Source organism: Frankia sp. BMG5.60, from assembly GCF_059428125.1.
In genome coordinates this window covers 2497487-2511248 of record NZ_CM182091.1, presented here as the reverse complement: position 1 = coordinate 2511248, position 13762 = coordinate 2497487, and the positions used below count along the sequence as shown (strand labels likewise).

Genomic DNA, 13762 nt, shown 5'->3' with positions numbered 1-13762 from the left:
CCGCCGCCGGCCGACATGCCGTGTCCGTGACAACGGCCCCCACCGAAGGTGCCCGCAGGACCCGGTTTCACCGGGCGGGACGGCCCCCTGTGACCGGTCTCATGACCGCGGACACGCCAGGTGAGATCCGTGATCAGCGTCCAGGGGCACGCGCCCTCCCCGCCCCGTGCAGACGGCCGGCGGCCGCGAAGGTCGATCGGAAGGAGGGGCCCGTTCGCGCCGGATCAGGAGCGGACGAGGAGGCTGACGGGGAAGTCGCGCAGCAGGCGCAGGACGTAGGCGGTGCCGCCGTCGTGCTTGCGGCCGGTCAGCACGTCGGTCCAGCGGCCCTCGGGCAGGGGGATGGTCGTGTCGCGCCAGCCGCCGCCGCGGCGCAGGCCGAGGACCAGGCGCGGCACGACGGTGACCACCGACTCGGAGCGGGCGAAGGCGACCACGTTCTCCGCGGCCGAGCCGGACGCCCACAGCGGCCGGTAGGTGGCCCGGTCGCCGAACCACTCGGGGTGCTCACGGCGGGTCCGCAGCGTCCGGGCGACGACGAGCAGCTTCGCGGCGCCGGAGTCGTCGAGCAGCGGCGGGCGGCGTGGGCCGCCGGTGTCCGCGCCCGGCTCGGCGCCGAGCTCGGCGAGCAGCTTCGTCCGGTCGCCGTAGTTCACCGGTCGGCGGTTGTCCGGATCGACCAGGGACAGATCCCACAGCTCCTGACCCTGGTACACGTCCGGGACGCCGGGGACGGTGAGCTGGAGCAGCTTCTGGGCCAGCGAGTTCTGCCGGCCGAGCTCGACGAGGGTGCCGACGTAGCCGGTGAGCACGGCGAGGAACTCCTCGTCCTCCAGCACCGACTCGATGTAGTTCGTCAGCGCCGCCTCGTAGGCGGGGTCCTGGTCGGTCCAGCTCGTGTAGACCTTCGCCTCGCGGACGGCCTTGAGCATGTACTGGGTCGCCCGCTCGGTGGGCAGCGGCCAGGCGCCGACGAGGGTCTGCAGCAGGAAGTAGGCGGTGGACCGGTCCGGCCAGCCCTGCTCGGTGTCGCGGTGGCGCTCGCCGAGGCGGACCAGGCGGCCGGCCACCTCCGCCCAGCCGCGGGGGTCCTCCGACAGGACGGCGAGGCGGGCGCGGACGTCCTCGGAGCGCTTCGTGTCGTGCGTGGACAGGGTGGTCATCGTCAGCGGCCAGCTCCGCTGCACGGTCAGGTTCGCCTCGTGGAACTCGGTGACGGCGCTGCGCGGATGGCCGGTGGTGAACGCCGGGAAGCGCGCCGGGTCGCCGCCGACCTCGTTGAGGGCGATGAGCCGGGAGTAGCGGTAGAACGCCGTGTCCTCGATGCCCTTGGCCATCACCGGGCCGCAGGTCTGCTGGAAGCGCATGACGAACTCGGGCGGACCGCTCAGGGCCAGGTCCTCGATCAGGTCGACCTCGGTGGAGCGGCCGGGCAGGTAGGACCGGGCCTGCTCGCAGGCCCGCACCACGTGGCCGCGCGCCTCCAGGCTCGGGGTGCCGTCCGGGCGGATGTAGGCCCGGTAGACGTCGAAGGCGGCCAGCACCTCGCACAGCGCCTCGCGCAGGCCGGTGCGGGTGAGGTCCGCGCGGGCCTCCCGGGCCTCGCCGAGGGCGAGCGCGGTCAGCCGGTCGACCTCGGGCTGCAGCACGCCGGCGAGCACGTCGAGCTTCGCGGCCCGGGCCTCGGCCTCGTAGTCGGGATCAGCGCGGGTGATCTCCTGGTAGAGCACGGCGAGGGGATGCCCGGCGACGGGGTCGAGGAACAGCCGGGTCAGCCGGGCGATCCCCTCGTAGCCGGTGGTGCCGTCGCAGGCCCAGGTGTCCGGCAGATCCTCGTCGTTCTCCAGGATCTTCTCGACGACGGTCCACACCCCGCCGGAGGCGTCGGCCAGCCGCCGCAGGTAGCCCTCCGGGTCGGCCAGGCCGTCCGGGTGGTCGATGCGCAGCCCCTCGAACGTGCCCGCCCGGACCTGTTCGATGAGCAGCCGGTGGGTGGCGGCGAAGACGTCGGGTTCCTCCTGGCGCAGCCCGGCGAGGGTGGTGATGTCGAAGAAGCGCCGGTAGTTCAGTTCGCTCGCGGCGACCCGCCACCAGCACAGCCGGTAGTACTGGGCGTCCAGGGTCGCGGCGACGTCGTCGGGGTCGGCGGTGCCGGGCGCGGTCGGCAGCACGTGGTCGTAGTAGACGACGACCCACGCACCATCGGTGTCCTGCTCGACGGAGATCTCCCCGGCGGCCAGGCAGTCCGCGAGGCCGGAACCGAGGATCGGCACCAGCACCCGGCCCGGGTTGTCGGGCGCGGCCCAGTCGATGTCGAACCAGGTGGCGTAGGGGGATTCGGGGCCCTCCCGCAGCACCGACCACCAGGCCGCGTTCGCCGCCTCCGGGGTGACGGACATGTGGTTCGGGACGACGTCGACGACGATCCCGAGGCCGGCCTTGCGGCACGCGGCGGTCAGCCGGCGCAGGCCGCCCGTCCCGCCGAGCTCGGGGTTGATCTGGCCGTGCTCGACGACGTCGTAGCCGTGCGTCGAGCCGGGGGCGGCCTCCAGCACCGGCGACAGGTACAGGTGCGACACGCCGAGCGCGGCCAGGTAGGGGACGATCACGGCCGCGTCGGTGAGCGAGAAGTCCAGGTTGAGCTGGAGGCGGTAGGTCGAGGTCGGGACCACCCGCTCGCCTCGCGGGCCGCCCGGCGGCGGGGCGGTCGGCTCAGTCGACACGGCGCAGCACGACCGTCGAACGGGCGTCGATCTCGACCGGGTCGCCGGCCTTGACCACCTTGCCCACGTCGGTGGGATCCAGGGCGGAGTGGGCCAGGGGGATGGCCTCCAGGGTGGCGTCGATCTCCGCGGTGGACTTGCGGGTGTCGACGACCGTCTCCCAGGACGCACCGAAGCTCGGTGCCGGCACCCGGAAGGCGACCGGCTCGAAGTGGGCGTTGAAATACAGCAGGAAGGAGTCGTCGGAGATCGGCTGGCCGAGGGCGTCCGGGTCGGGGATGCCCTCCCCGTTGAGGTAGACGCCCAGGGAGCGGGCCGTGCCGGACTCCCAGTCGACGTCGGACATCTCGGAGCCGTCCGGCCGCAGCCAGACGATGTCCTTCTTGGCCGGGTCGTCGCCTGCGGCCGGGTCGTCGCTCGCGGCGCCGCGGGCCGCGGTGCCCTGCCCGCGCAGGGAGATTCCCTGGAAGAACCGGCGGCGGCGGAAGATCGGGTGGTCCTTGCGGAGCCTGGACAGCTGGCCGACGAACTCGACCAGGTCCGCGTTGCGCTCGGCATCCGCCCAGTCCAGCCAGGAGATCGGGTTGTCCTGGCAGTAGGCGTTGTTGTTGCCGTGTTGGGTGCGCCCCATCTCGTCTCCGGCGACCAGCATCGGCACCCCCTGGGACAGCAGTAGCGTCGTGAGCAGGTTACGGGTTTGCGCGGTCCGCAGGGACAATACGTCCGGGTCGTCGGTCGGCCCCTCGACTCCGCAGTTCCAGGACCGGTTGTCGTCGGATCCGTCCCGGTTGTCCTCGCCGTTGGCCTCGTTGTGCTTCTCGTTGTACGAGACGAGGTCGCGCAGCGTGAACCCGTCGTGGGCGGTGATGAAGTTGATCGACGCCCAGGGGCGCCGCCCGCTGTTCTCGTACAGGTCGCTGGACCCGGTGAGTCGGGAGGCGAACTCCGCGATGCCGTGGTCCTGGCCGCGCCAGAAGTCACGGACGGTGTCGCGGTACTTGCCGTTCCACTCCGTCCACAGCGGGGGGAAGTTCCCGACCTGGTAGCCGCCCTCGCCGAGGTCCCACGGCTCGGCGATCAGCTTGACCTGCGAGACGACCGGGTCCTGCTGGACCAGATCGAAGAACGACGACAGCCGGTCGACGTCGTAGAACTCCCGCGCCAGCGTCGCGGCCAGGTCGAAGCGGAAGCCGTCGACGTGCATGTCGGTCACCCAGTACCGCAGCGAGTCCATGATCAACTGCAGGACGTGGGGGTGGCGCACCCGCAGGCTGTTGCCGGTGCCCGTGTAGTCCATGTAGTAGTGGGGGTCGTCGTCCACGAGGCGGTAGTAGGCGGCGTTGTCGATGCCGCGGAAGCACAGCATCGGCCCCATGTGGTTGCCCTCGGCGGTGTGGTTGTAGACAACGTCGAGGATCACCTCGATCCCGGCCTCGTGCAGGTTCTTGACCATGCCCTTGAACTCCTGCACCTGCCGGCCGTGGCCGCCGGAGGCGGAGTAGCCGTTGTGCGGGGCGAGGAAGGCGATCGAGTTGTAGCCCCAGTAGTTGCGCAGGTTCTTGCTGACCAGGTGCTCGTCGTGGACGAACTGGTGCACGGGCAGCAGCTCGATCGCCGTGACGCCGAGCTTGCGGTAGTGGTCGATCATCAGTGGATGGGCGACGCCGGCGTACGTGCCGCGGTACTCCTCGGGCAGCCCGGGATGGTTCTTGGTCAGCCCGCGGACGTGCGCCTCGTAGAACACCGACTCGTTGTAGGGCGTGCGCGGCGGACGGTCGCCGTTCCAGTCGAAGAACGGGCTGATCACGACCGACTTCATCATGTGCGGGCCGGAGTCGGCGTCGTTGACGCTGTCCGAGTCGCCGAAGGTGTACGGGAACACCGCCTGGTCCCAGGCGACCTCGCCGTCGACGGCCTTCGCGTACGGGTCGAGCAGCAGCTTGTGCGGGTTGCACCGGGTGCCGTGGGCGGGGTCGTAGGGACCGTGGACCCGGTAGCCGTAGCGCTGCCCCGGCCCGACCGTGGGCAGGTAGGCGTGCCAGACGAAGGCGTCGACCTCCTTGAGATCGACCTGGTCCTCCTTGCCCGCGTCGTCGAACAGGCAGAGCTGGACCCGGTCGGCGATCTCCGAGAAGAGCGCGAAATTGGTCCCCGACCCATCATATGTGGCGCCCAGGGGATAAGGGCTGCCCGGCCATACCTGCGACATACGAACGAAGCCTACGGCCAGGACGGATGCTCTGATCCGGCGGCGCACGAAATGTGAGGTCAGAGCTTCGGCGATCATTGAGGTTTCATTGATCGGTTGCTGACGGCCGGGCCTAGCATGGAGACATGGCCGACTGGGCGATCTGGGTCGTCGTCGCCGGCGCCCTGCTCGTCGGCGAGCTGCTCACGCTGGACCTGACGCTGGTGATGTTCTCGCTGGCGGCGTTGGTGGGCGCCGCCGTCGCGGTGCTGGGCGCCGATGCGGCCTGGCAGATCGTCGGGTTCGTCGTGGCGGCCGGTGGCTTCGGCCTCGGGCTGCGCCCGGTGGCCCGCCGGCACCTGCAACGCACCCCCGAACTGCGCACCGGCGCGGAGGCGCTCGTGGGGGAGCGGGCGCTGGTGGTGGAGCAGGTGGACGGCGAGGGCGGCCGGGTGAAGATCAAGGGGGAGATCTGGACGGCCCGGTCGTACCCGACCACGACCGTGCTCGAGGTCGGCAGCCAGGCGCACGTCCTGCGCATCGACGGAGCGACAGCCATCGTGCACCGATTCGAGATCTGACCCCACGGCCCGGCGTTCCCGGCGTCGGCGGGGTCACGGAAAGGCCCGCGGGTCCGACTGGGAGGGGTACGTCATGGCAGGTGTCATCGTCGCCGTGGTGGTCGCGGCGGTAGTGCTGATCTTTCTGGCGCGGGCGGTGCGGATCGTGCCGCAGGCGCGCGCGATGGTGGTGGAACGCCTCGGCCGGTACCACCGCACCCTCACCCCGGGCCTCGCGATCGTGGTCCCGTTCGTCGACCGGGTGCGCGACCGCATCGACCTGCGCGAGCAGGTGGTCAGCTTTCCGCCGCAGCCGGTGATCACCGAGGACAACCTCGTCGTCGGGATCGACACCGTGATCTACTTCCAGGTCACCGATCCGCGGGCGGCCACCTACGAGATCGCCAACGTCATCCGCGCCATCGAGCAGCTCACCGTCACCACGCTGCGCAACGTCATCGGCGGGATGAACCTGGAGGCCACCCTCACCTCCCGCGACCAGATCAACGGTCAGCTGCGCGGCGTGCTCGACGAGGCCACCGGCAAGTGGGGCATCCGGGTCAACCGGGTGGAGCTGAAGGCCATCGACCCACCGCGTTCCATCCAGGACTCGATGGAGAAGCAGATGCGGGCCGAGCGGGATCGCCGCGCGGCGATCCTGACCGCCGAGGGCGTGAAGCAGAGCGAGATCCTGCGGGCCGAAGGGGAGAAGCAGGCGGCGATCCTGCGGGCCGAGGGCGAACGCGAGGCGCAGATCCTCACCGCCGAGGGCGAGGCGAAGGCCATCGGCACGGTGTTCCGGGCGATTCACGAGGGCGACGCCGACCAGAAGCTGCTGGCCTACCAGTATCTGCAGACGCTGCCGCAGATCGCCCAGGGCCAGGCGAGCAAGCTGTGGATCGTGCCGAGCGAGCTGACCGGCGCGCTCGGCGGTCTCGGCGGTCTGCTGAGCGCCGGCGGGCCGGCCACCGCCCAGGACGGCGCGCCCCCCCGCGGCGGGCCCAACGGCGCCGTGCCGCAGCGGCCGCATCCCGCGTCGGATTGACCCGCCCGGACGAACCATCCCCGGGACGGGGAGGGTGGTTGCCCCGAACCGGCGTTCCGCCCAATTAGTCATACTTCCGGAGGGGGGTAGGGCTAGTCCGCCGAGCCGGACCATGGGACGATTTCGGCAAGCCATACGGGGGCGGGTCGACAGGCGCAGGGGAAGGCGTCCCTCGTCGACGGAGGTCCCGCGTGGTCGCAATGTCCTCGACAGCTCGTGAGCTGTCATCCGGCTCGTCGTCCTTCGCCGTGCCGGGCAAGCTGGCGGTGCTCGCCTGTCCGCCGGCCCTGTGCCCGCATCTGGAGTTCGGCGCGTCCGGCGTGTTGTCGGCGCCGGTGTCGCTGACCTGGACGGCGCAGCCCGGCATGCCCGGATTCCTCTTCGCCGGGCTGGAGTGGCGCGCGTCCCCGGGCACGGCGGGCCGGGTTGCCGGGGCCCTGCGCCGGCTCGGTCACGTCACCTTCGAGACCGTCGAGGGGCCCTCACCCGGGTGTGATGCCGAGCGCTACTCCTATACCCCCGATCTCGGCCTGCACCGGGCCGCGATCGCCGCGAACGGTGACGTGGTGGTCGGCGAGGCCGCCCTGCGGGCGCTGCTGGAACGGGGCGAGGCTCGTGAGACCCTCGCCCGCGGCCTGCACCGCCTGCTCGGGACGGCGTGGGACGACGTCCTCGAGCCGCTGCGCCGGGGCGCGCACGGGGCCCCGATCACCTGGCTGCGGCGCACCGGCTGAGACCCGCGCCGACCGCCCCGCGGGCGTCCGGACCTGCACAGGTCAGGCGCCTGACGCGGATGGTCAGAGCCATGCGACGCATCGGCGCGGAGATGGTTGCGAGGGTGTGGTGAAGCCCACACCAGGGTAGCGCGGGTCTGACGGGCACATACCCCGGCGGTCGTGCGTTGTGGCTTGCGCACGACCACGCACAACCATTCTGGGAGTTATTCAGTGGCCACCGATTACGACACACCTCGTACGGCTGACATAGAGGACGCCTCCGAGCAGAGTCTCGAGGCCCTCAAGGCACGGCGGGCGGACGCGGCGGCTGATCTCGGTGACGATGTCGACCCGTTCGAGACCGAGCTCGGCCTGCCGGGTGCCGACCTGGCCGGAGAGGAACTGAACGTCCGGGTGCTTCCGCGGCAGGCTGACGAGTTCACCTGCACGCAGTGCTACCTCGTCCACCACCGTAGCCAGCTCGTGGACGAGCGCCGGATGGTCTGCCGGGACTGCGCGGTCTGAGGAACCGCGTTCGGATGTTCCACCGCATGGCCTCTGGCGTGGGCTCACGACACGCCACGGCCGTGGCGGCGTCGCCCGCTGACAAGCACGCCTTGACCTACCTGCCACGTCGACCCTGTCAACGGCCGGCCAGGCGCTGACCGGCCGGTCAGCCACGCCCCGACCGGGCTGGCCGACGATGCCGCCTCAGCTGACCAGCACGCCCGCGTCCCGCATCGCCGCCACGGCCCGCTCCTCGTCGCCCGGGTGCAGGTTGACGAATCTGGTTCGGGCCAGCGGCAGCACCACCGTCAGACCCAGCAGCCGCGCGTCCAGCGCGCTCTCCCGGACGCAGTGGTCGCCGGCCAGACCGACGACGACGAGCGTCGACACCGCGAGTCGAGCAAGCCGCTCCCCGAGCACCGTCGGCGACCGGTGCCCCGAGCCGGGGTCGCGCACGGAGAAGGCGGAGTAGCCGTCAGCCCCGTCCACCCCCTTGCGGATCACCTCACCCGACACGACCAGGTCGGGATGGAAGCCGGCGCCGTCGGTTCCCGCCACGCAGTGCGGCGGCCAGACACCGCCGTCGGTGACGAAGTGCGGGGTGCGCGTGGGATGCCAGTCCTGGCTGTAGAACACCGGGGACCCGGCGGCCCCCGCGGCCGCGATCTCGGCGTTCACCCCCTCGACGATCTCCTCGCCGCCGGCCACGTAGAGGCTGCCCGCCGGGTCGGCGAAGTCGTTCTGGACATCCACGACCAGCAGGGCGATCCCCGGTCCGTAGCGTGCGGTCACCACCGGGCCTCCCGTTGCTCCATGTCTCGATGCGATATGCCCCTACTGTCGCATCCCGACACGCCCGCGTCGATATCCCTGATCATGGCGTTCTGGCGGCCTAGGTTCGGGGGATGCGCAGCCGCGATTATGGCCGGGACGTCCTGGCGCCCGCCGCCCGGACCCGCCCGGCCCCGCCGCCGGAGGTCGAGCTCGAAGCCGATCTGGTGGTCGAGGAGGTCGCGACCGGCTTCTGCGGCGCCGTGGTCGGCACCGAGCACGGCGGGGTCACGCTGGAGGACCGGCACGGCGCCCGCCGGGTCTTCCCGCTGGAACCCGGAGCGTTCCTGCTGGAGGGACGCCGGGTCACGCTCGTGCGGCCCCGCCGGGCGGTGCCCGCCGCCCCGGTGCGCACCGCGTCCGGCTCGCGCGCCGTCGCCGGCCACCGTGCCCGCGTCGCCCGTGCCAGCCGCATCTACGTGGAGGGCGTGCACGACGCCGCTCTCGTCGAGCGGGTGTGGGGCGACGACCTGCGCGTCGAGGGCGTGGTGGTGGAGAGCCTCGACGGGGTCGACGAGCTGCCGGGGGTGGTCGAGGCGTTCCGGCCGGGGCCCGGCCGGCGGTTGGGCGTCCTCGTCGACCATCTTGTCTCCGGCTCGAAGGAGAGCCGCATCGCGGCCGCCGTCGCCGGCGAGCACGTGCTGATCACCGGGCATCCCTACATCGACATCTGGCAGGCGGTGAAGCCGGCGTCGATCGGCATCGCGGCCTGGCCGACGGTACCCCGCGGCGAGCCCTGGAAGGAGGGGGTGTGCCGGGCGCTGGGCGTCGCCGAACCCGGCGACCTGTGGCGACGGGTGCTGGCCTCGGTCGACAGCTACACCGACCTCGAGGTGGGCCTGCTGGGCGCCGTGGAGCGGTTGATCGACTTCGTGACGGCCTGACGACACCCCCGTGCCGCAGCCGTGACGCCGCCCCGTTCGGGCGGGTTTCGGGCATTCGCATACGGTGAGTGCGGACGGGGCAGCTCGACTCCTCCGTAGGTGGGAGACACGATGCCGGTATGGGTCAGGCCGTCGATGCTCGCCCAGATCGTCGGCGTGGTCGCCGTCGCCCTGGTGGCCGGGTTCGGCCTGCGGTTCGCGCTGACCGGCTCGGACCAGCATGGCGCCCCGGTCCCCAGACCCGCCGTCTCGCCCGTCGGCGGCGGCCCGTCGGCCCTCGTCGGCCGCACCGTCGTGCTCGACCCGGGGCACAACGGCGGGAACAGCCGGGCGGGCGCGGCCATCGACCGACCGGTGCCCGCCGGGGGCTTCGACAAGGAGTGCGACACCGTCGGTGCACAGACCGACGGCGGCTACCCGGAGCACGCCTTCACGTTCGATCTCGCCCAGCGGGCCGCCGCGATCCTGCGCTCCCGCGGCGCCAGGGTCGTGCTGACCCGGCCGGACGACGACGGGGTGGGCCCGTGTGTCGACGAGCGGGCGAAGATCGGCAACAGCGCCGGCGCGGCCGCGGTCGTGTCCATTCACGCTGACGGCGGGCCCGCCGAGGGGCGCGGCTTCCATGTGATCGCGCCGGCGCTGAGCCCCGACCGGGCCAACGCGGCGATCCTCGCCCCCTCCGGCCGGCTCGCCGGGACCCTGCGGTCGGCGTTCGGCCGGGCCACCGGGCAGCCGCTGGCCGACTACCTCGGAAAGGAGGGGATGACGATCCGGTCCGATCTTGGGGGGCTGAACCTCTCCCGCGTTCCGAAGGTGTTCCTCGAATGCGGGAACATGCGCAACCGAACCGACGCCGCGGAAATCGTCGATCCGGCCTGGCGGGCCCGGGCGGCGAGCGGCCTCGCCGACGGCGTGACTGCATTCCTTCTGGTTACGGGTTCACCGTCGGTGGCGCCGACCCCCTGACCCGGCCGGTCACGGTCGTGCCGTAGCGGGGCGCCTGTGCCGCAGCGGATCCGCGTGTGGGTGGTGATTCCGGAGCCGGCCCGCGAGAACGCGCCCGGATATGAAAACGGCCACTCCGAGGAGTGGCCGGTCAAAGCAGATGAAACACCGTTCTGCGGGGTGGGCGATACTGGGATTGAACCAGTGACCTCTACCGTGTCAAGGTAGCGCTCTCCCACTGAGCTAATCGCCCGCAATGGATCCAGAGGCGGAGGCGGGAATCGAACCCGCGTACAGGGCTTTGCAGGCCCTTGCCTAAACCACTCGGCCACTCCGCCGCGGGAGGCCGCTGGTACGGACCTCAAGCCCCTCTGTTCCCGAGCGGACGACGGGATTCGAACCCGCGACCCTCACCTTGGCAAGGTGATGCTCTACCAACTGAGCCACGTCCGCGCTGCACCAGGCGTTCTTGGCGGTGCAGGTAGCACTCTAGCGGACGAACGGCCCTCGCGTCGAATGGCCCGCCAGACGTCGCGGAGATGTTGCGTTGGGTCAAGGCGTCCCACGTGAACATCGGGTTTCGCCCACGGCACGTCCACCGACCCGGTCGACGCTCGGGTGTCGACGCTCGGGTTCGGCGCCCGTCCGCGGCCCGCGGGTCACTCGTTCGCCCGTGGCAGCCGTCGCGGCGTGTCGCTGGGGCGTGGACGAGTGCCTGCGGGGCAGGGGATCTGCGGCCGGGCGGTCGATCGGGAAGGCGCTGTCGGTCCGGGAAGGGCGGTAACGTGATCGGAATGAGCCGGACGAACGCGGGCGCTCCGGAGTCGATCGTCTGCGGGTCCGTGGCGGTCCCGCGGTCCAGGCCACCGTCCTACCTGCTCGCGGGCGACCGGCTCGCCACGGGCGTGGTGGAGATCAGCGACGATCCCGCGGTGCTGGAGCGCGGCGGCTTCTGGGCCGTGGTCGTCGATTTCGAGGGGGCGCTGCGGTGCGTTCGGTTCGCCGACGTGCGTCCGGCGCCCGCCGCCGGCGCCGCGGACCTGCGCCGCGGCCCGTGGCGCGGCCCGGACTCGCGGTCCTGGAGCACCAGCCTCGACCGCGCCGCCTACGTGGCCGGCGCGACCACCATCCGGGAGCACATCGCCGCCGGTGACGTCTACGAGGTCAACCTCTGCCGGCTGCTGTCCGCGCCGCTGCCTCCGGCCGGCTCCGGCGGCGAGCCGGTCGAATCCGACCCCGCCGCGCTTGCTGCGGTCCTCGCGGCCGGCAACCCGGCGCCGTACGCGCTCACGCTGGACGTTCCTGAGGCCGGCCTGCGGATCGCGGGGGCCTCGCCGGAGCTGTTCCTCGCCCGGGACGGCGACGTCGTCCATTCCGGCCCCATCAAGGGCACCGGTCGGACCGTGCACGACCTGCGGGACAAGGACGTCGCCGAGAACATCATGATCGTCGACCTGGTTCGCAACGATCTTGGGCGGGTGGCCCGGCCCGGCAGCGTCGCCGTGCCGGCCCTGTGCGCTGTCGAACACCATCCCGGCCTGGTGCACCTGGTCTCGACGGTGCGCGCCCGGCTGCGGCCCGGGGTGGGCTGGCCGGAGCTGCTGGCAGCCGCCTGCCCGCCCGGCTCGGTCTCCGGCGCGCCCAAGTCGAGCGCGCTGCGGATCATCCGTGAGCTGGAGCCGGGGCCACGCGGTCCCTACTGCGGCGGCATCGGCTGGGTGGACGCCGACAGCGGCCGGGGATGGCTGTCGGTCGGCATCCGCACCTTCTGGTTCGGCGCGGACCGGCTGTGGTTCGGCACCGGCGCCGCCGTGACCTGGGGCAGCGACCCACAGGGGGAGTGGCGCGAGACCGAGCTCAAGGCCCACCGACTGGTGGGCCTGGCGAGCGGCTGAATCGAGCTCGGCGCACAGACGACGACCCGCCTGGCCGGAGTGGGCCCGGCCAGGCGGGTGGGTGCTCGTCAGGCAGGTGGATGCTCGGCATGCGATGGATGACAACTGCCTCGGATGCAGGAGGCGATGGGGGAGGCGGTCCCCCTGTCGAACAGTGCCCGCACCGGCTAGCCGGGGTCGGGCAGCGATCCCGACCCCGGTGAGATCACCGCTCGGGACCGCCCCAGATCAGCAACGCGAGCTCCGCATCAAGGTCGATGATGTCGCTCTCGCCACCGAGGGGCACGGCGGAGTACGTCCGCCGCAGGAAGGCCAGCACCTCGGAGCGCGGCATCTCGAACAGCGCGTGCCCCGACGGACTGGACAGGGACAGGCAGACGATCCGCCCACCGGACTGGGCGGCCGGCCACACCTGCACATCGCCGTCCCCGGCGGGACGACGCACGCCGTCGCTCAGTAGCTGGCGTGCAAAGGTCCACTCCACGACCTCGTCCGCTCCCGTACGGAAGCCGATGCTGATCGCGTAGGGGTCGGCCGGCTCGTACCGGACCGTCGCGGCGACCGGCACAGGAGCGCCGCCGGGCACGACGAGACGAAGGGCGAGTTCGGCGGTGATCGAATCGTGACGAATAGTCATCGGGCGGCCTCTCATGGTGCGTGGTGCGGGCGAGCACCCGTGTAACGGGATAGTTCCCTCTCCGAGTCCCGTTGGAAACAAGATTATGCCAAGACAACATCCGTTACGGCAGTTCGGGCGAGTTGCCCGGCCCGGAAGGGTGAACCTTTCCCGGGTAGATCGTAGATCGGACGGCCGCGAGATGTACCCCCACCGCAGGCGGGCGGATGGTTACCATCCGTAGCGTCCGAACGTCCCCCGAGCGTCAGGCCAACCTGCCAAGGCCGTTCCACTTTGAGCCTTCCCCGTCCGGGTGGTTCTCAACCTCGGCCAGTCGCGGCGAACCTGACCCAGTCCACCCACCGGACGGGACGGCGGACATCGGTGTATCCGTCCGCCGGGACCCCCCTGCATCGGCCCGGATCGGTGCCGTGTAAGGTGGTCCCACCACCCGCAAGGGCGTATAGCTCAGTGGTAGAGCGCTGCCTTCACACGGCAGAGGTCCGTGGTTCGAAACCACGTACGCCCACGCGATCTGGCTTGTCATGCTGCGCCCCCTTTGGGGGGCTTGCCTGGGTCCCGCGAGATGTCTGCCCGGGGGGCGACCCCCCGGACCCCCCGCGTTTGGCGTGGTGTGGGGTTGGGGCGGATGGGTTGGGTTGGGTTGGTGTGGGGTGGGGCTTGGTTCTGCGCGCATGGGATCCCTTGGTGGTTGGGTCTTTGCGCTGGTTGCGGGTGGGGGGCTGGGGCTGGAGGTCGATCTCGCAGCCACCTTGAGGGCGGGCGGCGAGTGCTCGCCGGATGGTCTCGGGACGCCGGGTGGCGGCCGGTGGGCACGGTTTGGACCGGGGG

The 13762-nt window shown here is 71.5% G+C and carries 11 protein-coding genes and 4 tRNA genes; 8 read left to right on the top strand and 7 right to left on the bottom strand.

What is annotated here, in order from left to right; all coding sequences use genetic code 11:
* Nucleotides 1-224: 224 nt before the first annotated feature.
* Nucleotides 225-2672, bottom strand: a complete 2448-nt coding sequence (gene treY / locus AC5R91_RS10090; RefSeq protein ID WP_495397932.1) for a malto-oligosyltrehalose synthase — start codon at nucleotides 2670-2672, stop codon at nucleotides 225-227.
* A gap of 40 nt (nucleotides 2673-2712) precedes the next feature.
* Nucleotides 2713-4932 carry a glycogen debranching protein GlgX gene (gene glgX / locus AC5R91_RS10085; protein WP_495396881.1) on the bottom strand — a complete coding sequence of 740 codons (2220 nt, stop codon included), beginning with the start codon at nucleotides 4930-4932 and terminating at the stop codon, nucleotides 2713-2715.
* Between the two features lie 125 nt (nucleotides 4933-5057).
* On the opposite strand from glgX, the gene AC5R91_RS10080 reads away from it, so the two are divergent.
* From AC5R91_RS10080 to AC5R91_RS10065, 4 genes are all read left to right on the top strand, one after another.
* On the top strand, nucleotides 5058-5492 hold the full coding sequence (locus AC5R91_RS10080; protein ID WP_495396880.1) for an NfeD family protein: 435 nt from the start codon (nucleotides 5058-5060) through the stop codon (nucleotides 5490-5492).
* A 73-nt stretch (nucleotides 5493-5565) separates the two neighbouring features.
* Nucleotides 5566-6516, top strand: a complete 951-nt coding sequence (locus AC5R91_RS10075; RefSeq protein ID WP_495396879.1) for an SPFH domain-containing protein — start codon at nucleotides 5566-5568, stop codon at nucleotides 6514-6516.
* A gap of 200 nt (nucleotides 6517-6716) precedes the next feature.
* Nucleotides 6717-7250 (top strand): DUF3145 domain-containing protein, encoded by a 534-nt coding sequence (locus AC5R91_RS10070; RefSeq protein WP_495396878.1) that lies wholly within the window; start codon nucleotides 6717-6719, stop codon nucleotides 7248-7250.
* A gap of 213 nt (nucleotides 7251-7463) precedes the next feature.
* Complete coding sequence (locus AC5R91_RS10065; protein WP_495396877.1) at nucleotides 7464-7757, top strand: DUF4193 family protein; 294 nt, start codon at nucleotides 7464-7466, stop codon at nucleotides 7755-7757.
* A gap of 186 nt (nucleotides 7758-7943) precedes the next feature.
* Here the strand turns inward: AC5R91_RS10065 and AC5R91_RS10060 are convergent, their stop codons facing one another.
* On the bottom strand, nucleotides 7944-8531 hold the full coding sequence (locus AC5R91_RS10060; RefSeq protein ID WP_495396876.1) for an isochorismatase family protein: 588 nt from the start codon (nucleotides 8529-8531) through the stop codon (nucleotides 7944-7946).
* Nucleotides 8532-8644: 113 nt separating this feature from the next.
* On the opposite strand from AC5R91_RS10060, the gene AC5R91_RS10055 reads away from it, so the two are divergent.
* Together AC5R91_RS10055 and AC5R91_RS10050 are read left to right on the top strand one after the other, a co-directional pair.
* Nucleotides 8645-9454: a DUF3097 domain-containing protein gene (locus AC5R91_RS10055; protein WP_495396875.1), complete on the top strand. Its 810-nt coding sequence runs from the start codon at nucleotides 8645-8647 to the stop codon at nucleotides 9452-9454.
* 111 nt (nucleotides 9455-9565) lie between these two features.
* Nucleotides 9566-10420, top strand: coding sequence for an N-acetylmuramoyl-L-alanine amidase (locus AC5R91_RS10050; RefSeq protein WP_495396874.1), 855 nt, complete (start codon nucleotides 9566-9568; stop codon nucleotides 10418-10420).
* Between the two features lie 160 nt (nucleotides 10421-10580).
* On the opposite strand, the gene AC5R91_RS10045 is transcribed toward AC5R91_RS10050, so the two are convergent.
* From AC5R91_RS10045 to AC5R91_RS10035, 3 genes are all read right to left on the bottom strand, one after another.
* Nucleotides 10581-10652 (bottom strand) — tRNA-Val (locus AC5R91_RS10045).
* Between the two features lie 13 nt (nucleotides 10653-10665).
* Nucleotides 10666-10737: transfer RNA gene (locus AC5R91_RS10040), tRNA-Cys, on the bottom strand.
* Between the two features lie 42 nt (nucleotides 10738-10779).
* A tRNA-Gly gene (locus AC5R91_RS10035) sits at nucleotides 10780-10852 on the bottom strand.
* Nucleotides 10853-11193: 341 nt separating this feature from the next.
* Here AC5R91_RS10035 and AC5R91_RS10030 point away from each other — a divergent pair.
* Entirely contained in the window at nucleotides 11194-12294 is a 1101-nt protein-coding gene (locus AC5R91_RS10030) for a chorismate-binding protein (protein WP_495396873.1), read from the top strand.
* A 205-nt stretch (nucleotides 12295-12499) separates the two neighbouring features.
* Here the strand turns inward: AC5R91_RS10030 and AC5R91_RS10025 are convergent, their stop codons facing one another.
* Nucleotides 12500-12931, bottom strand: a complete 432-nt coding sequence (locus AC5R91_RS10025; RefSeq protein WP_009739629.1) for an SsgA family sporulation/cell division regulator — start codon at nucleotides 12929-12931, stop codon at nucleotides 12500-12502.
* Nucleotides 12932-13367: 436 nt separating this feature from the next.
* Between AC5R91_RS10025 and AC5R91_RS10020 the strand changes: the two genes are divergently transcribed.
* Nucleotides 13368-13439, top strand: a tRNA-Val gene (locus tag AC5R91_RS10020).
* Nucleotides 13440-13762 lie beyond the last annotated feature (323 nt).

Coding starts and splice junctions, on each gene's coding strand:
- glgX (WP_495396881.1), bottom strand. CDS start 4,932: ATGTCGCAGGTATGGCCGGGCAGCCCTTATCCCCTGGGCGCCACATAT.
- AC5R91_RS10080 (WP_495396880.1), top strand. CDS start 5,058: ATGGCCGACTGGGCGATCTGGGTCGTCGTCGCCGGCGCCCTGCTCGTC.
- AC5R91_RS10075 (WP_495396879.1), top strand. CDS start 5,566: ATGGCAGGTGTCATCGTCGCCGTGGTGGTCGCGGCGGTAGTGCTGATC.
- AC5R91_RS10070 (WP_495396878.1), top strand. CDS start 6,717: ATGTCCTCGACAGCTCGTGAGCTGTCATCCGGCTCGTCGTCCTTCGCC.
- AC5R91_RS10055 (WP_495396875.1), top strand. CDS start 8,645: ATGCGCAGCCGCGATTATGGCCGGGACGTCCTGGCGCCCGCCGCCCGG.
- AC5R91_RS10050 (WP_495396874.1), top strand. CDS start 9,566: ATGCCGGTATGGGTCAGGCCGTCGATGCTCGCCCAGATCGTCGGCGTG.
- AC5R91_RS10030 (WP_495396873.1), top strand. CDS start 11,194: ATGAGCCGGACGAACGCGGGCGCTCCGGAGTCGATCGTCTGCGGGTCC.
- AC5R91_RS10025 (WP_009739629.1), bottom strand. CDS start 12,931: ATGACTATTCGTCACGATTCGATCACCGCCGAACTCGCCCTTCGTCTC.